Here is a 19,471-nt window from a genome sequence, read left to right as displayed (position 1 = left end):
TATTTAGAGGTTGTAAACCGAATGAGATGACATTAGAGGGAAATTTTAGTCGTTATCCATCGCGCGAAGAACGAGGCTAGTTGGGTATGAATACGATAAATAATAAAGTTTTAGGTGTGGTACTGTTGATATTGTTTATCAATATGCTACCGACGTGGGGAATTATACGGGAACCTCGGTTTAAGACGTATTCTACAGAAAACGGCTTGTCTCATGATGGTGTAGCATGTATTATCGAAGATGCAGAGGGATTTATTTGGTTTGGTACCTGGGATGGGCTAAACCGTTATGATGGAAACAATTTTATTGTCTATAAATCACGTCCGGGTGATCGCTCCGCACTTAAAAACAATAAGATAAGAGAGATCGTTGAAGACCGAAGTGGTTTTCTGTGGGTTAAGACGTATGATAAAAAAGTATATCGGTTTGATAAACGTAAAGAAGAGTTTTTGCCTGTTGTCAAATCGGATAAAGGGGAAAACCTGGAACATCTCTTTATGGCGGATATCATACCCGTTTCCAACGGAGATGTCTGGCTTACAACAGAAGACAACGGTGTAATATGTGTGTCAGACAAAGGAAATGGCGAGTTGGAGATTGTCAATTATGGAGCGGTCACGCCCTATTTGAAAAATAAGGCTAATTTTATTGTGGAAGATGCACAACAGCAGATCTGGATCGGTACAAAAAGCGGTTTGTTGTGCTTTGTTAAAGAAGCTGGAACCTATCGTATAGCTCCCAAGTTAGCAGGTAAACCCTATGGAGAACGTCTGGACTTTATTAAAATGGCTACCGATGCAGACGGGAGGCTGTTCTTTGCCACAGCCAATGGAGTATTAGTACAATATGAGGCCAGTTCCAAATCCTTCTCCCAAAAGCAGATCCAGCGGGGTAATATACTTGATATGCTGGTGTCCAGCACCGGAAAGGTATACTTGGCGTTCCAAAATCAAGGTTTAGTAGTTTATGACCACCACCACGCGGGACTTCGGCAGCTAAACAACGGCAACGTCAGCTACTTATCAATTTATGAAGATAGAGCCGGGAATATCTGGTTAGAACCGGAAAAGGACGGAGCTGTTTTGTATCGTCCATCAACTAACTCATTCCATTCGTTTGTACATAAAAAAGAGCATAACTTACCTTTTATGGCCAAAGAAGGGTTTATCAACGATAGAAGCTTCAAGGTTTTTGAAGATGTGAACGATATGGTATGGGTTTGTCTTAAAGGAGGCGGTTTTGGCTATTACGAAAAAAGCAACAATACAATAGCTTATTTTTATAATGACCCCGATGATAAAAATCGGCTGTTTTCCAATAATCTAGTAGCCTCGTATACGGATAAAAAAGGAGTTCTGTGGCTGTGTACAAGAAATGGAGGAGTCAATAAAGTCACCTTTTTTTCGGATAATTTCCGACATCGGCGACTCGTAAACACCGCGCCCGGAAGATTTGATAATGAAATACGGGCGTTACTGCAGGACACTGATGGAAAGATCTGGATCACCAATAAGAGCGGAGGTGTATATTTTCATAAAAACGGTGATGTTCAAGTTTTGCAGAACGACCAAATTGCCGGAAGTATTTACTGTATTACTGAAGATCGAAATAAAAATATCTGGATTGGAACAAAAGGGTATGGATTGATTAAGCTGGAACCAGAAAATCGAGAGCGGACAAAATATAAGATTCTCCGCTATGAGCATGATCCGATGGATGTCAACAGCTTGAGCAGTAATCAGATTTACAATATTACGGAAGATCATAAAGGACGTTTATGGATCAGTACATTCCAGAAAGGCCCCAACCTGTTGGTGGAAGAAAATGGAAAAGTTCACTTTAAAAATGTGGATAATTCATTTAAGAATTACCCTAAGCGGACTTTTAATGTCATACGGCATGCCATACTCGGACCAGACAAAAAAATATGGTTAGGCACAACCGATGGGCTTTTACGGTTTGACCCCGACGAAAATCCAGATAACATACAATTTATTGCCACGGTCAAAATATCCGGAGATAAAAGTAGCTTGGGAAATAACGACATCATGTATCTTTTCAGTTCAAAAGATGATGCAGTTTGGGTGGCTACGTTTGGAGGAGGACTGAATAAGGTGCTTAATAAACCTGATCGGTTTAACGAACGACTCCAATTCAAGGCGTTCACCAAAGAACAGGGACTACCCAATGATATCATTTTAAGCATCGTAGAAGATAACGACCGAAACCTTTGGATGGCAACAGAAAATGGTATTGCAGTCATGGATATGGAAACGGAGGATTTCAGAAACTACAATACCTATAACGGGCTACCAAGAATCGGGTTTTCGGAAGCCGCGTGTCTCCGTTCCGATCAAGGAGAGATTTTTTTTGGTGGTGTCGACGGCTATATATCTTTTTATCCCGATAAAATTGTGAGCGAGAAATTTCCGGGGAATATGGTCTTTACCGGCATCCAACTATACAATAAGGAAATCGATATTAAAGATCCCCAATCGCCTTTGAAAACTTCTATTAATTATGCGGATGAAATCGTGTTGAATCATGATCAGGATGTAATTACGATCGAATATGCCGTGCTGGATTACCGAACACCGGACGATATTTCTTATGCCTATATATTGGAAGGTTATGACAAAGATTGGCATTTTGTAAAGAACCAGAAAAAAGCTACCTATACCAAAATCCCACCAGGACAATATACTTTTCGCGTGAAAACAGTCAGTAACGGACATTTTGAAAATGTACCCGAAAAAAGTATTACCATTGTGGTTAAAAAGCCGTGGTGGCTGAGCGGGTGGGCTATACTCTGCTACGTTGTCCTGACCATCTGTGCTTTGGAGGTGATCCGCAGGATTGTTTTTACTATGATTCGCCTGAAACATAAAATAGCGATTGAGAAGAAAATGACGGAATTGAAACTGCAGTTTTTTACCAATATCTCCCATGAGCTTCGCACGCCATTAACACTCATCGTGAATCCTCTGCTCAAGATCAGACAGACGGAAACACTCTCCCAAAAAGGAATGAAGTACTTGCACGTTGCGAATAAGAATACCGACCGTATGGTTAGGTTCGTGAACCAGTTGCTGGACTTCCGAAAAATACAGGCGCAGAAAACAAAACTCAAAATAAGCCGTGTAGAGTTGGTGGGCTTGATGCGGCAACTGTTAGATAATTTTGCTGATATCGTCGAAGATAAACGGATTTCGTTGGAGTTGATAGCTCAAACAGAAAGTTATGTGTGGTGTGACGAAGAGAAAATGGATATCGTGTTTTTTAATTTAATCTCCAACGCCGTCAAGTTTTCACCTAAAGAGAGCCGTATTGTCATCCGCATCGAAAAAGATGGGGAATATGTACAAGTGCACGTGATGGATGAGGGAGATGGTGTCAGTGAGGATCAACTCGATGTTATTTTTGAACCCTATTATGAGGGAGGCAATATGCAGGATAGCACTTTTAAAGGAACGGGAATTGGTTTAGCGCTGTCCAAAGATATTATACATCTACATGGCGGAACGATATATGCCAAGAGAAATGAGGAAGCAGGGATGACGTTCACAGTGCGCATTTTGGCAGGTAACGACCATTTTAATCCGATCGACCCGCAAGAAGAAAATACAGTCGCCAGCGAGGAGATACCATATACAGATATGGACCTGTATGGAGAGGAGCCGCTGGTAGAAGATCGCTATAAAGAAGATCAGCCCACTCTACTTCTTGTAGAAGACAATCCCGAACTACGACGCTTTATTGTGGATGAATTTAGTTCCATTTACAATGTATACGAAGCAGGCGATGGTCAGGAAGGATATCAAAAAGCAACAGAATTGATACCAGATGTGATTATTTCGGATGTCATGATGCCGGGAACAGATGGTATTGAGATGCTGAAACAGCTAAAAGATGATGTAAAGACCAGCCATATTCCAATAATATTGTTGACGGCAAAATCTGCCATTGAAGATCAGATCACAGGACTTTCCTACGGTGCGGATTTTTATATCACAAAACCCTTCCATATGGATTATGTGAAGTACCTGCTGCGTAATCTTTTGAAAAACCGACAGAGATTTGTTGAGGGTATGTTGGAAAAGCCTACAGTACTTAAACTCGAACCCGAGGAAATCATCATCACCTCAAAAGATGAGGCATTTTTGCGGGAAGTCATCCAGATTATAGAGAACGGGATGTCGGATACCGGGTTTAGTATTGACGCTGCAGTCAACGCTATGGCTATGGGTCGGACCACTTTCTACAAAAAGCTGAAGAGTCTAACCAGTATGTCGCCTGTAGAATTTATCAAGGACATTCGACTAAAACGAGCGAAACAGCTACTGGATACGGGCGAGCTTACTGTTACGGAAGTTGCGTACAAAATAGGGTTCAACAGTTCCGGATATTTCAGTACTTGTTTTAAGGAAAAATATAAAGTTTCTCCTTCTGATTATTTGAAAAGTAAATCTTAAATAAAAATCCCCTTTAATTAGCGTTTTCGTCAATTTTTAAATGAATTGTGTCAATTTTTGAAAATGAAAAAACAAGCTACCGCCTATATTTGACCTTATAATTGAAGTAACGCAAACACTGCTTTTAGCCAAGGCGGGGATAGCAAAATAAACGCCAACATATAAACGACAAGAACACGCAGTTTTTTGTATAAAGAGGTGGTTGATTGAAGTAACTTTTTTAGACTAACTAAGATGAAGAGAGACTGGAACCTAATTAAAGGATTATTCGCTGGTGCTTTGATTGCCTGTAGCGTTACCATACAGGCACAGCAATTGTTATCCTTTCCCGAAGCCGAAGGTTTTGGGCGCTTTGCACAGGGGGCAAGAGGATATATAAAGCCAGAAATGTATTTGGTAACGACACTTGCAGACGAGGGGCCAGGTTCCTTTCGCGACGCGGTGAGCCAGCCCGGCCGTTTTGTGATTTTTCGTGTTGCCGGCGTAATCCATTTAAAAAGTAATATAACAATCGCACCGTATACGACAATTGCGGGGCATACTGCTCCGGGAGACGGCGTTGTACTATACGGACGTAAAGTTTCTTTCTCCGGATCAAACGAAACTATTGCCCGTTTTCTACGTATCCGTTTAGGCGCCAATGCCGGCGCAGGCAAGAACGATGATGCCTCCGGTATTTCCAATGGTAAGAATATCATATTGGATCATGTATCACTTAGCTGGGGCTTGGATGAGGTTTTCTCCATTAACTGGGACAAGAGAGGGATGGAACCCGATAGTATCACTATCCAGAACAGTATTATTGCACAAGGTTTACACCATTATAATCATTCGGCAGGTGGACTCATACAAACGGGCGGCAAGGTATCTATCCTGAAATCGCTTTACATCAGTAATAAAACGCGTAACCCGAAGGTTAAAGGAATCAACGAGTTCGTGAACAACGTGGTGTATAATTTCGGCAATGCCAATAAAACACAGGATGAACATAAGGTGTCTGCCGATGCCTATATTTTGGGTGGAGGATCTGCCATGACATCCGATGTCCTTATTTTACATAATTATTTTATTGGTGGGCCAGCTACGCCAGAAACGAAATTAACACCGTTTTCGAGAGGAAACGAGAACTTTAATCTGTATCAAGCGGGTAATTATTATGATAACAATAAAAATGGTAGACTCGACGGCGATCCGATAGAAGGGAACGATCAGTGGTATCCCGGCTTACAACCGGAAAATTTTAAAACGGAAGCTGACTATGCCAATTATCCTTCTGTGTCACCAGCAATGAATGCCCGGGAAGCCTATCAGTATCTACTGGAAAGGGCAGGAGCTATTCTCCCGAAAAGAGATCCAGTAGATAACTTTTTAATTCAGGAGTTAAAGAGTGCCGGCAAATCGGGGCTATATGTTTTTGATGAATCTGATCTGCCGCTTCCAAATGGCGGGCTCGGTAATATCACCACGGCTTCGGTTGCGATGGATACCGACAACGACGGGATACCGGATACGTCGGAAGACCAGTTGGGGTTGAATAAAAACGACCCTTCCGATGCCCTGCAGCACAGTAAAGATCCGAAATACCAAGGATACCTGAATATCGAAGTGTATCTGCATCATCTTTCAGAAAAAAAGTAGCATATATAATAGCATTTTATAAACAACTAACGATTTAAATAAACCAATTAATCCATGAGAAAACTGTTACTATACACATTCAGTGTGTTTACAGCTTGTTTTATGGCCTGTTCTAAGAAAGAACTGGTCTCGCATTATGAGCGTCCGGATTGGCTGAAAGGCAATAGTTGGGAAGTTTTGGAGGATAGGGGGCAGTTTACGCTGTTTCTGCAGGCTGTGGAGCGCGCAGGATTTAAAGAAATTCTCGATGGGAAGACCATCGCCACGATTTTCGCTCCTTCCGATGAGGCTTTCCAAAAATATTTGACCGAAAACAATTGGTCTTCCGTAGGGCAGGTGCCACTGAAAGAGTTAAAAAAACTGGTGGGATATCACCTGATTTATTACGCTTATAGCAAAGATATGCTGGAAAATTACCAGCCTAATGGCAGTGAGGCAAGAGAGACGAATAGAGCGGGATTATATTACAAGCATCGTACCCGCAGTTCCGACTCCATCAGCCTCGAAATGGATCCTATTGGAGGGAGGCAACGCAAAGTCTTCAACAAAGACCGCTTTCTGCCTGTTCTCTCCCAGACACATTTTCAGACGAAAGGAATCGATGCCGCCGGCAATTACGAGTATTTCTTCGGTAGTGGTACCTGGAAAGGAAGCAATGGTTTTAACGTGGGAAATGCTGGCGTAACAGAATATGCAATTCCCACAGACAATGGGTATATATACATTGTTGATGAAGTATTGAAACCGCTGAAAACCTTGCATGCAACATTAGAAGAATATCCTGACTATCAAGATTTTTTGAAGATATACGATCGTTATCTAACGTATACCTATGATGAGGAAACCAGCCTGGACTACGGGATGGCCGGAGACTCACTGTTTAGTGTATCACACGGCAGTTTGCCGCCTATCGCATCCGAATGGACAACGTATGGACTGCCAGACGCCGTAGCTTATTTTGATTTAGCGGGCTTGGCCTACCGTGGTTTTAATGTGTTTGCGCCCAATAATCAGGCACTGAAAGGTTTTTTCGATACCTATATGGCAGCGCATTATCAGTCGTTAGACCAAGTGGACATGCTGCCCCTATTGCTGTTGATGTATAACCACGTCTACACCGGAAATGTGGTCTTTCCGTCCGAGATCGGCAAAAATCCGGATATCAAAGCAACGTTTGGAACACCTATCGTGTTTGATCCTAATACAGATGTACAGCAAAAAGCCATCGCTTCCAACGGTGCTTTCTACGGTCTGGATAAAGTATTGGTGCCGGATATGTTCAACAGCGTCACCGGAGCAGCCTTCCGCAATCCAAAATACCGGATGTTCATGTACATGCTGTTCAAATCCGGTCTCTACCAAACACTGGTAAGCAAAGAGATCGACTTTACCCTGTTTATCCCGAGTGATGAGGTTCTTCAAGACACCTATATCGGTGATAGCCAGTTGTTCTGGACAGAAGGGAATCCAAGAGTATTTGGTGATGAGCAGATTCTGGTTGAAAACTCGGAAGGTGTGCTGGTACCGTTGTCTGAAAACCAAATGGAAAATTTTATTTCTGACCACATTGTGTATGATCGAATTAGCTCTCTACAGGAGAAAAAAGTATATCGCACACGTAATCCTTACAGCTACATCTATGTGGCTGATGGGAAAGTATATTCCACATCTACGTACAATAGTCAGAAAGATATCGCCGTGTCCAACCTTGCTGGTGATTGGTACAATGGTATTAGCCTGGATACCGAGATAGCCATGGGAGGCGAGATCCGAACTATTAAATCGACATTGATCGGCGCTGAGTCTCCGATCAATGTTTTATATCCCTATGCGGAATTTTCCAAACTATTGGCCCGTGCTGGATTAATGGAAGCAGGTAATTCCCTGTCTTTCCTGTTTGGAAACCGTTTTTTACTGTTCGCACCGGATAATGAGACGGTACTCCAAGGCTTGAGTAATGGAACAATCCCGACAGAAAAAAATGAACTGGCAGCATATCTAAAAGCCTATTTTGTATCGGTACCCGATAATTCACTGAGCGATTATCCTTTTCCGGGCTTTGGCGTTCAGGGTACGTGGGATACGGCCTTGCGAACAGGCGTAGGCGAGTACCGACAGATCAGTTTAGCAGATCGTGGAACAAGCCTCGAGTTGATGGATAAGGATGGTACAGTCCTTCCGATTATAAGTGACTTTCCGCAGGTGTTTAGCGATGGAGCCGTCTATCGGATAAACAAGCTATTAAAACGATAACGGATTAGAAGATTTATAGGTTTAGCATTTAAAAAAAGATAAATGAGGCAATATATATTAACCTTAATAACATGTTTTAGTGTTATTTCTCTGGTCGTCGGTCAATCATCTAAAGTATTGACAGGGAATATCAAAGGTCAGGGAAACGAACCGCTGCAAGGTGCTTCGATCTTTGTCGAAAACAAAGATAACAGAAATTTGAGAGGAGCTTCCACGGATGCTCAAGGACAATTTAGCGTGGAAGTACCGACAGAAAATGATTTGACTATTGTCGTTGCCTGTATTGGCTATATTTCACAACGGATACCCTATCGGGACCAGGCGGAAATCAATGTCACGTTGCAAGTGGATGATAAATCGATTGAAGAAGTGGTGATAACAGGAGCGGGAGAACAGAAGCGAAATGCCATGGGCATTTCCTATCGAAATCAAGTTTCTGCAACAGAAAGTATCGATATGAAAGCTTTGGAAACCATGCCTTTTGCATCAATCGAGAGCGGTTTACAGGGGCGACTGGCCAATGTCGATATTATTTCCAGTGCCGATCCCGGCGCTCGGAGTTCTATCCGTATCCGCGGTACGTCATCCCTCAACGGAAGCTCAGAACCGCTGATCGTTGTCGACGGTGTGCCTTACCCTACAGAGATTGCGGATGATTTTAACTTTTCGACGGCCAATGATGAAGACTTTGGAGCGCTGATCAACATTTCGCCAATGGACATCGAATCGATCGAGGTGTTGAAAGATGCCGCAGCGACCGCGATATGGGGGTCCAAAGGAGCCAATGGTGTATTGCTTTTTACAACTAAAAAAGGACGACAAGGGAAAACACAATTTGCTTTTTCAAGTAAATTGGACTTCAAGCGCGAGGCGGAGACCATCCCGATGTTGGACGGCGGACAATATGTAGCGATGATACAGGATGCCGTCTGGAATACAGTGAATGATCTGGGCTATCAGAATGCGTTTCCTTACTTGACGTTATTATACAATACACAAGAAATCAATTACGATCCATCCTGGGTTTATTTTAAAGAATATAACCAAAATACGAATTGGTTAAACGAGGTGACGCAGCCCGGACATTTTGTAGATAATTCGTTGTCAATTAGTGGCGGTGGGGATAAAGCCACCTATCGCTTATCTTTAGGCTATCTAAACGATGTCGGGACGACAAAAGGCACGCAACTGAACCGTTACAATACCCTATTGAGTGTGAATTACAAGTTCTCGAACAAATTTAATATCAATGCGGATATGTCGTACTCGCTGAGTGACCGGGACAATTTCTGGACGGGTAAAATCAAAACCCCTCGGGCGATGGCCATGAGCAAGATGCCGAATATGAGTCCATACTATATCGATGAATATGGGAATTATACGGATGAGTATTTCTCTCCTCGTCTCAACTTCCAGGGAGCTTTTATCGGAGACGAAAAAGAAAGTATGTATAATCCGGTAGCCATGGTCAATGAATCGGTCAATAGAACTACGGGAGAGCAGGCACGGGTTATTTTTAGAGCACAATATCAGATACTTCCGGAGTTGCAATACACCGGTACAGTGGGGTTTGATACGCGTTCAACCAAGAACAGGAAATATCTGCCACAATCAGTGACGGGCGTGATCTGGACAGACCCTTTCTTCAATAGAAGTACCGATGCATTGGCAGACAATCTGCACATTTCAACCGAAAATAAATTTATTTACAACAAAACTTTTCTGGAACAGCATAGCTTGATCGGGACTGCTTTATTACAAACTACGGAATCCAGAAATTTCAGTTATGCCAGCGAAACGTCCGGAAATGCATCTTCTTCGTTGAGCGATCCGACATCGGGCGGAGCCATAGCAAAAATGGGGTCCGGTAGTTCTATGGGTAGAGATATCGGTGTGATTTCCAGTGTCCATTATGGCTTCAAAAATAAATATCTGATAAACGGAACTTACCGTTGGGAAGCAAGTACCGCCGTCTCCGCTCAACATCGTTGGAAGGGTTTTCCTGCCTTGGGTGTAGCATACCATCTTGGCGACGAAGAATTCATCAAGAAGTTGGGGATTGCAGACATGATTAAACTGCGGTATAGCTGGGGTAAAACAGGAAACTCCCCACGGGGAAACTATACGTACCTCGGTATATTTGAACCGATTACACCAGGGTACGTGGATATGCCTGCCATTGCACCGAAATCGATGCAACTCGATAACCTCAAATGGGAAACCGTTACGCAAACAGACTTCGGCGTTGACCTGGCTTTCTTCAAGAACAGATTAACTATTACAGGGGAAATTTATAACCGCGTAACCACTGATCTGTTACAGAAAGATGTGAAATTGCCGTCCTCTACCGGTTTCGCACAAATGAGTTTCTACAATTCCGGTAAAATGGAAAACAAAGGATGGGAGCTAATTTTGAATGTGGATGCGGTTCGCAGTAAAGATTTCGATGTGACATTCAGCCATCTGAATATATCCAGAAATAGAAATACGGTATTGGAGCTGCCGGACAATATGGAGTTTGAGCGTTACGATTTCGATAACGAAAAATATGCGCATAAAATTGTAGAAGGTAACCCGTTGGGTTCGTTTTATGGCTATCGGTATCTAGGCGTATACCAGAATATAGAAGAAACTTACGCCCGCGACATCAACGGCGAGATTATTCGGGATCTGGAAGGAGAGGCAGTCTTTACGCGCAACGGCGACCGGCGCGTATTTGCAGGGGATGCTAAATACCAGGATATTGATGGTAACGGTGTCATCAATCAATATGACATCGTTTACTTGGGAAATGCGATGCCGCTCTTTACAGCGGGTGGAGGTGTGGATGTGCGTTATAAGGGCTTTCGCTTGAGTACCTTCTTTCATGGCCGATTTGGACAGAAGGTGGTGAACAGTGTCCGGATGACTACGGAAAATATGCGGGGAACAGGTAATCAGAGTACGGCGGTACTGGGTAGGTGGCGGAATGAAGGCGATGCCAGTACAATTCCCAGAGCCCTGTATGGATTAGGATATAACTATCTGGGATCGGATCGCTTTGTCGAGGATGCTTCTTTTCTCCGCTTAAAAATGATATCACTGCGTTATTCGCTTCCGAAACCGCTGATCGAACGCTTTGGTGTAACACGCTTCGATGTGTTTGCAACCTTGCAGGATGTTTATACCTGGACGAAGTATTCGGGACAAGATCCGGAGGTGTCTCTTTCAAGCGATGTTTATATGTTAAGTCAGGACAACGCCAACACCCCGCGGCCGCGTCGGTTTGCTTTGGGGGTCAATGTAAATTTTTAATATAAAGAATGATGAAAATAGGATATAGCCTCATCGTGATATGGATGCTGTTTATGAGCAGCTCCTGTCAAAAATGGTTGGAGTTAAAGCCGGAAAACCAACAGGTTACCGATGATTACTGGGCAAACAAAGAAGAAGCGGAGGCTGTATTGGGCGCGGCTTATGTAGGGCTTCAGAAATCGATAAAGGATATGCTGGTCTTCGGTGATGCACGTGGAAACATGCTGAGCGTCGCGGGCATGGTGGTAGACGTAGACTTAATACGGTTGAAAGGCTTTTCGATACTTCCATCCAACAATCTGGTGAAATGGAGCAATTTTTATCAGATTATCAATTATGCCAATATGGTCTTAAAGTATGCACCGGATGTGGTGGAAAGAGACCCTTCTTTTAACCACGCCGTGATGCAATCTTATTTGGCAGAGGCCTATTTCCTACGAGCCTTGAGCTATTTCTATATTGTACGCACATTTGGAGAGGCTCCTTTGATTTTAGAGCCCTATATGAATGATCATGAGGCCTATGAAGTAGCAAAATCTTCCAAGGAACAGATCCTGTTGCAGATCGTGCACGATCTGACCGCCGCTTTGCCCAACAGTAAAGAAATATGGCCCACCGTATGGGAAACAAAAGGCCGGGCTACCAAATGGGCTATCCATGCGGCATTGGCAGACGTTTATCTATGGATGGGCGAATACGATAAAGCGATCATATCGTGCAATGCCATCATGGAATCGGGACGTGTGGGCTTGATTCAAGGACGGGTGAATACGACCAACAACTGGTTCACCATTTTTAGCACGGGCAATACCAACGAAGGTATTTTTGAGATACAGTTTGATAACTCGAAAGCGCAGAACAATGAACTGATGAATATGTTCGGTGCTTCGTATAACTGGATCATCTCTAATCATGCCCTGTCGCTGTTTGCAGAAGATAGCGAAGATATACGAGCACAAGGTGCATCTTATGCTACTGACCTAAAAATCTGGAAATACCTTGGTGCAGAGGCAAACACGGGCGTGGCGCGCTCATTCAGCGACCAGAATTGGATTGTATACCGGATGGCGGATATCTATTTGATGAAAGCGGAGGCCTTGATTATGAAGGGCGAGAGTTCCTATCCTGCGGCGATAGAACTAATCACAGCTATCCGTTCCCGAGCAACAATATCCAGGCCGTTGGATGCCGGAACGACAGAGTTGCAATTACTTGATGCCTTGTTGAAAGAAAAAGCAAAAGAATTTCTGGCAGAAGGGAAAAGCTGGTTTGACCTCCTACGTATGGCGCAGCGAGATGGCTATAAATATAAAGAATACTTGATCACACAGGTATTGGCAGGCAGCTCGGGAGCGTCTGCGCCGGTAATCCGTGCACAGCTGATGAATGAGAATGCGCACTATCTGCCGATCCATATAGACGAATTACGCTACAATAGTCTCTTGGTACAAAATCCTTATTATGAACATTTAAATTAAGAGAAAGATGAAAGCAAAAAAACAAATAGGACGCTGGAGTATCCTGATCTTTCTAGGGTGGGTGCTTACTTGGATGAGCTCCTGCAAGGATGGTTTTGAAGATAACACCTATACGGCGTATGATGAAACACCAATCGGGCTTTACCTGAAAAATAATGCAGATGAATACAGTCTTTGGGTACAAGTGCTCGAAAAAGCTAACTTATATAATACATTGAATCTAGATGCGATATATACCCATTTTGCGCCGATCAATGCAGGGGTAGAACGGTACCTTAAGACGATAAACCTCGGCTCGGTAAATGATATGACCGAAGAGCAGGCTGCGTACTTGGTTCGATACCATTTGATACCGCATGCAGAAATTGAATTTGCCCAGTTTCAAAGCGGTGCTATCAATGAACTCAATGCGACGGACGATAACCTATTCGTTGAATTTAGAGATGGGGGATTGGAAGCGGTTTATCTGAATGGGGTGTCGAGATTCAACAGTTATGATATTAGAGCGACCAATGGTATCATTCACAGTATTGATGATGTGTTAGTGCCTTTGGTAGAAACGATTTATGATCGACTGGAAGAACGGCAGGACTGGAGCCTGTTTCGGGAGTTGGTCGACCTGACTGGATATCGGGAGAAGCTAGAGACCGTTTATACGGAAACCACGGACCCCATGGGCAACCCCATCCAGCAACGTTTTAAATATACGGTTTTTGCGGTCAGCAACGAAACCTATTCCAAAGCGGGAATACAAAGCCTACAGGATATATTGGATAAATTGGAGGTATCGGCAGGAGGAGATTATACTGATCCAAATAATCTGCTAAATAAATATGTGGGGTATCATCTGTTGGCACAACAACGTTCGTATGCCGATCTAGGACAATTCCCGGAAAACGTATTTAAAATGAACCTGCAGACAATGGCGATAAATGAGCTGGTCAAGGTTTCGGAAAGCGGTGCGGGGCTGGTGCTCAATAAAAATGAAGAAACGCAGGAATCGATTTCTTTTTTGGAAATGAATATCGCTTGTAAAAATGGTGTTGTCCACGAAGTAAATGATTGGATGCCATTATTTTCGCCAGAACAGGTTGAGGTGATCTGGGAATTTACAGATTATCCTGATATAGAAGCTAATGTGAGCCAATATCGAAATACCAACTTAGGTTCGCAGTACAACAAAACGTTTACAGCCAGCGAACTCACGAATATCATTTGGTCGGCACGTCCTGAATACAAACAAAACGTATTGACATATAGGAATAACAGACCAACAGAAGGAAATTGGTACAACCTGTTAAACCACGATCACCTCCGTGCTGAATTGGGTGAATCGGGATGGGTCGAGTTTAAAGGCCCCACCATTGTAAAAGGAAAATATAAAATATCATTTATATGGCCGAGTCCGAAGCATTCCTCGAATACGGGCATCTGTGCTTTTGTACTTGACAATGAGATGCTGTATCCCCGGTTAGTAATTTCCAATTCTCGAGAAGAGCGTAATCTAACACAGGTTTTGGGAACCGTAGACTTTACGGAAACAACAGATCATACCTTGCGTATACTATCATTAGATGGCCATTTAATCACAATGGATCGTCTGCAATTTGACCCAGTAGAGTAATTAAAACCTCATAGTTATGAAACAGATTATTTATACGGCCGTATGTTTATTGACGATATTGACAAGTTGCCAGAAGAGCTGGAATTCCCATTATGGAGAAGAAGAGGCTACCGTATCCTCACTCAACCTTTTGGATTATTTGAAATCGCAGCCCCAGTATTCGAGTTTTGTTGCCAAACTGGAAGAATATGGCTTGGCAGAGGAATTGAGTAGAGATCAAAACCTGACGATTTGGGCGGTTTCTAACGAAAAAATGGCCGCTTTGAATAGCTTAGGAGAGGATAGCAAGTTTATCTTGCGTTACCATATCAATAGCTTAACCTATGATAACACGAAGCTGAAGAGCGGACTACGTGTGATGACGTTTAATGGGAAGTATCTCACGATAGACAAAGAGGGAACGATGGTTCGCGTGGGTGATGCAACAGTGGTCAAAGGAAACCAACTCTGTAAAAATGGCGTGGTGCATGAAATAGACCAGTTGTTGTCTCCCGATTGGAGTATATACGAGTATCTGGAAGGTCTTGGCCATGATTATTCGATTATTCGAGATACGATCCTAGCGATGAACGATACGATCTTTGATCTCGAAAACAGTATTCCGATTGGCGTAGATCCGACAGGCAATACGGTATATGACTCGGTATATGTCATCACCAATCCGGTATTTGAAAAAGCCAATATCCGTTCGGAATTTGCTAATGTGACCATGTTTTTGCCTAGCAATGCGGTAATTGAAGATTGTTTTGAAAATCTGGGCGTTTTGTATGATCAATTCGGAAAAGAATTTTTAGAAACAGATTCTCTAAAGGCATATACCTGGATTAAAGAGGCAATCTTTTACAACAGATTAGTAGAAGATGTAACCGAAGGAGATATTACATCTGCTTTTGGAAGGCTTTGGAAGCCGAGCGTACAATTGGTAGACAGTGATTTCAAGCGGATGAGCAACGGACGTATATATGAGGTTACGCACTTAAAAATTCCGAATAATATCCATATAGACATGATCAAACAACTGTTCCATTATTGGGAGTTCGTTCCGGATGCAGAGAAGGAGGCTTTATTTACCTTAAATAACGTCACCGGCATCCGGCCACATGACGAGACAACTGTTACGTTCCCTACAATAGGGGTGGAGTTGACGTATCGAACGTTACGTATCGAGGGTGGTCTCATTGAAGGACAGCCGATCTCGATTGAGTTTACACCAATAATGTTGGAGCGGCATCCCGATGGTTCGACCGGATATAAAGTGGTGGAGGTACCCCCGGGAGAGTATAATCTCTACATGGGCTTTCATGCAAGTAATCACCCTTTTGTAAATATCTATGTGGATAATAAGCCTGTGGCCCAGAAGCTGAACGTAGAGCCGGCAACACCATGGAATTACGATCGTAATACGAATGTAGTACCGGGAACAAGATATAATGGGTGGGGCGGTTTGGTCGCACCCGTGATGATCGAGGGTGACGAAGTACGCTCATTTAAAATAAAAGTAGAGTTCGCCGGATTGGGTAAAGGGAAGGTGGAAAGTATAATTCCGTACCACTGGACACTGGTGCCAACAGAAAATAATTATTAATGAACCGAATATTAGCTGAATATATGACGAATATAAAGAAGAGGGGGATGTGGCGCTCGCTATTGCTTACCGTATTAGTATGTGGAGTTGGTCAGGCATTCGCACAAACGACGATCACAGGAAAAGTAGTGAGCAACTATGATAAAAGTCCCATATCGGATGCGGTTGTGACTGTCTTGAATACGACGTCCAACGTGCGTACGAAGAAAGATGGATCTTTTACCTTAAACGACGTTGAGGATGGTGCTACCACTATCCGGGTATGGAGTCCTGGCTATTATGAATCGTATGTGGAAATATTGGGACGGAACACCTTTGAAATAACCTTGATTGGAGAAGGTCGAACCAACTATATTAATATTGTAGAGGGTACGTTTTCCGATAACAACAACGGTGTCCTGTCTAATAACGACTACCGTGATGGCGCTGTAGATATCGAGCAGGTGCTGACGGGCGAAATGACGGGCCTACGCGTACTCAATAAAAGTGGTATGGTTACCGAAGGCGGAATGTTGAACTTCCGCGGCGTACGGTCCTTTGATGCGGAGAATACACCTTTGATCGTGGTAGACGGAGTACCGTATCTGCCAGACTTAGGAAATTCGCCTATTATAGGCGGTTATTCCCGAGGGATGCTTGCTCCGTTTGCCCTGAACGATATTAAACACATCCGGTTGTTAAAAGGGGCGGAGACAGCCCGATATGGTTCGTTGGGTTCAAATGGTGTACTCCTTTTAGAAACCTCTTCTTCCGACGATCTGGAGACGGTCGTTGAATTTCGAGGCAACTATGGTATTGCGCACAACTACAGTAAGATACCCATGCTAGGAACGAGTGAATACAAACGCTTGTTGGGAGAGGTGGGCATGACCCAATATGAAGACATGGGCGATTTATTGACCCGTTTCCCTTTTCTGCGTGACGATCCGAACTATTACTACAATTTTCAATACAATAATGCTACGGACTGGCAGGATGTCATTTATAGAAATGCTTTTGTAACGGACAACCACCTGCGTATCAAAGGCGGTGATGCGGTGGCAAAATATGACTTATCGCTGGGCGTATTAAGCCAACAGGGAACACTCGATCAGACGACATCTACGCGATATAGCACGCGATTGAATTCCAGTATTAACCTGGGAGGTAAGTTCGATTTGAAAGCCATCACTGCCCTGACCTATAGCACCTCGCGTATGCAGGAACAAGGGATCTTGCATGCTACCAATCCACTGCTCGCTGCTTTGTTCCGTGCGCCGATTTTGAGTCCCTACCGAAAGGATGTAGAGAACAATATCCTTCCAGAACTGGATGGCGTAGGGCAGTTTGGCGTGTCTAATCCAGTAGCGCTCTTGCAAACAGCTGATTTCAAATCCGATATTTATGATGTTTTTGTCCAGGCAAACCTGGGGTATCAAGCTTCAGATCGGTTCCGCGTAAATGCAATGTTGGGGCTTTTTTCTAATTATACCCGGCAATCCAGCTTTATTCCGGGGTTGTCCAGTCGTACCATCCTACCGCTTGAGGAAGGCATAGCATTGAACACCGCTCGTGCGGGTGCTGGACAAGCTTCCAATATTTCGTGGAACCTCTACGGTACTTATCAAAAACAATGGGATCGTGATGACGCATTTTTTGGAGGAGGTGTACAAGGGTTGCTGACTACGCAGGAGTATGATGCCGGAAGCGGAAGAAATACCAGTTCGGATTTCTACCGCACACTCAATTATGTGAACAATGATGGTCGCCTGTTCTGGGGTTATAATGAGCAGTGGAATTGGATGAACATTTACGGTTATACGCAGTACAACTGGCGTAGTTTAGCCAAATTGGATGTCAACTTGAGTATAGATGGTTCCTCGGTATCGGGAGCGAATGCCAACCGCTTCGGATTTTTCCCGGCGGCTGACTTATCGTTTCTACTGTCCAATACAGCACTTTTGAAAGATATCAACAGCGTAGACAACCTCGTGTTTAAAATTGGGTATGCAAAAACCGGAAACAGCCGTTTTTTATCGAAAATCGGACAAGCCTACTACGGAAGCCAGCTGTACCGACAGCTGGCAGGCATTATTGTAGGGAATATACCTAACGAAGGCATTCGCTGGGAGGATAATGAAAACTGGCAGGCAAACTTGATATTCTCGGGTATTAATCAACGCTTGAACGTCAACGTGGGATACTATTTTAACCGGGCAAGTAATCTATTGAATGCGTTTCCGGTATCACCTATCGGTGGAATCGATCGGATCTATATGAATGGTGGTGCAATACATAATCAAGGATTAGAAGTCGAGATGAACGTGGCAGTCATTGATAACCGGGATTGGTCGTTAACTTGGAGAGGAAATCTGTCTACTTTAAATAGTAAGGTTAAAAATCTGGTCGGTGGAGCAGATATGCTGTATCAGCAGGAAAATGGAGTTACGCGCATTAACCGTATCGGCGAATCTCCTTTTTCTTTTTATGGAGCGCACTTCTTAGGGGTCATCTCCAGTGATGCACAGGCTACTTCGTTAGGACTGCAAGACTATAAAAACCGATCTTTTATTGCTGGTGATGCGCATTTTGACGATATCAATCAAGACGGCGTGATCGATAATGAAGATCAAGTGTTGCTCGGCAACAGTTTACCAAATCTTTTTGGTGGGACCTCGCTTAGTATCCGCTACAAAAATATCCATTTACAAGGACTATTAAGTTTTAGTAAGGGAAATCAGATGTATAACGGCTTGCGCCGAAGCATGGAGAGCATGGATAGCTATGCCAACCAGTCGGAGGCTGTACTCCGTCGCTGGCAAACTGATGGTCAGCTGACCAATATCCCCCAGGCTACGTACGGTGATCCTATGGAGAACGCGCGTTTTTCAAACCGCTGGATTGAAGATGCGTCTTTCCTTCGACTAGAAAATATCACCTTATCCTATAAATTTGGGCAACATCGTCTAAATGTGCTGTCTAATTCAGAATGGTACATAGTAGGTGAAAACCTATTTACTTGGACGGACTATCTTGGTTTGGATCCGGTAACGGCATATAGCAACACCATCAGCTATATGGGGGCAGATTATGGTAAAATTCCCTTACCACGTACATTTAAACTAGGTGTAAACATTAAGCTGTAATG

At 43.4% G+C, this 19,471-nt stretch carries 8 protein-coding genes; all 8 read left to right on the top strand.

Features of this window, described 5'->3' with window-relative positions; all coding sequences use genetic code 11:
• Positions 1–86 precede the first annotated feature (86 nt).
• The 8 genes from H8B21_RS02765 to H8B21_RS02730 all read left to right on the top strand — a co-directional run bounded on the left by H8B21_RS02765 (position 87) and on the right by H8B21_RS02730 (position 19,469).
• Positions 87–4,472, top strand: a complete 4,386-nt coding sequence (locus H8B21_RS02765; RefSeq protein WP_190312250.1) for a hybrid sensor histidine kinase/response regulator transcription factor — start codon at positions 87–89, stop codon at positions 4,470–4,472.
• 234 nt (positions 4,473–4,706) lie between these two features.
• Entirely contained in the window at positions 4,707–6,110 is a 1,404-nt protein-coding gene (locus tag H8B21_RS02760; protein WP_190312249.1) for a pectate lyase family protein, read from the top strand.
• 54 nt (positions 6,111–6,164) lie between these two features.
• A complete protein-coding gene (locus H8B21_RS02755; protein ID WP_190312248.1) occupies positions 6,165–8,363 on the top strand; it encodes a fasciclin domain-containing protein in 2,199 nt (732 codons plus the stop codon).
• Positions 8,364–8,405: 42 nt separating this feature from the next.
• Positions 8,406–11,657 (top strand): SusC/RagA family TonB-linked outer membrane protein, encoded by a 3,252-nt coding sequence (locus H8B21_RS02750; RefSeq protein ID WP_190312247.1) that lies wholly within the window; start codon positions 8,406–8,408, stop codon positions 11,655–11,657.
• A gap of 8 nt (positions 11,658–11,665) precedes the next feature.
• On the top strand, positions 11,666–13,135 hold the full coding sequence (locus H8B21_RS02745; protein ID WP_223814792.1) for a RagB/SusD family nutrient uptake outer membrane protein: 1,470 nt from the start codon (positions 11,666–11,668) through the stop codon (positions 13,133–13,135).
• Between the two features lie 7 nt (positions 13,136–13,142).
• Positions 13,143–14,759 (top strand): fasciclin domain-containing protein, encoded by a 1,617-nt coding sequence (locus H8B21_RS02740; protein ID WP_190312246.1) that lies wholly within the window; start codon positions 13,143–13,145, stop codon positions 14,757–14,759.
• Between the two features lie 16 nt (positions 14,760–14,775).
• Positions 14,776–16,344, top strand: coding sequence for a fasciclin domain-containing protein (locus H8B21_RS02735; RefSeq protein ID WP_190312245.1), 1,569 nt, complete (start codon positions 14,776–14,778; stop codon positions 16,342–16,344).
• Positions 16,344–19,469, top strand: coding sequence for a SusC/RagA family TonB-linked outer membrane protein (locus H8B21_RS02730; RefSeq protein ID WP_190312244.1), 3,126 nt, complete (start codon positions 16,344–16,346; stop codon positions 19,467–19,469). Before H8B21_RS02735 ends, H8B21_RS02730 begins: the two co-directional genes overlap by 1 nt.
• Positions 19,470–19,471 lie beyond the last annotated feature (2 nt).

Source organism: Sphingobacterium chuzhouense (genome assembly GCF_014692525.1).
In the GTDB taxonomy this organism is placed as follows: Bacteria; Bacteroidota; Bacteroidia; order Sphingobacteriales; family Sphingobacteriaceae; genus Sphingobacterium; species Sphingobacterium chuzhouense.
Note: the sequence above shows the minus strand (reverse complement) of the source record. Positions and strands in the feature narration are given on the sequence as shown.

Coding starts and splice junctions, on each gene's coding strand:
- H8B21_RS02730 (WP_190312244.1), top strand. CDS start 16,344: ATGAACCGAATATTAGCTGAATATATGACGAATATAAAGAAGAGGGGG.
- H8B21_RS02760 (WP_190312249.1), top strand. CDS start 4,707: ATGAAGAGAGACTGGAACCTAATTAAAGGATTATTCGCTGGTGCTTTG.
- H8B21_RS02740 (WP_190312246.1), top strand. CDS start 13,143: ATGAAAGCAAAAAAACAAATAGGACGCTGGAGTATCCTGATCTTTCTA.
- H8B21_RS02735 (WP_190312245.1), top strand. CDS start 14,776: ATGAAACAGATTATTTATACGGCCGTATGTTTATTGACGATATTGACA.
- H8B21_RS02750 (WP_190312247.1), top strand. CDS start 8,406: ATGAGGCAATATATATTAACCTTAATAACATGTTTTAGTGTTATTTCT.
- H8B21_RS02745 (WP_223814792.1), top strand. CDS start 11,666: ATGATGAAAATAGGATATAGCCTCATCGTGATATGGATGCTGTTTATG.
- H8B21_RS02755 (WP_190312248.1), top strand. CDS start 6,165: ATGAGAAAACTGTTACTATACACATTCAGTGTGTTTACAGCTTGTTTT.
- H8B21_RS02765 (WP_190312250.1), top strand. CDS start 87: ATGAATACGATAAATAATAAAGTTTTAGGTGTGGTACTGTTGATATTG.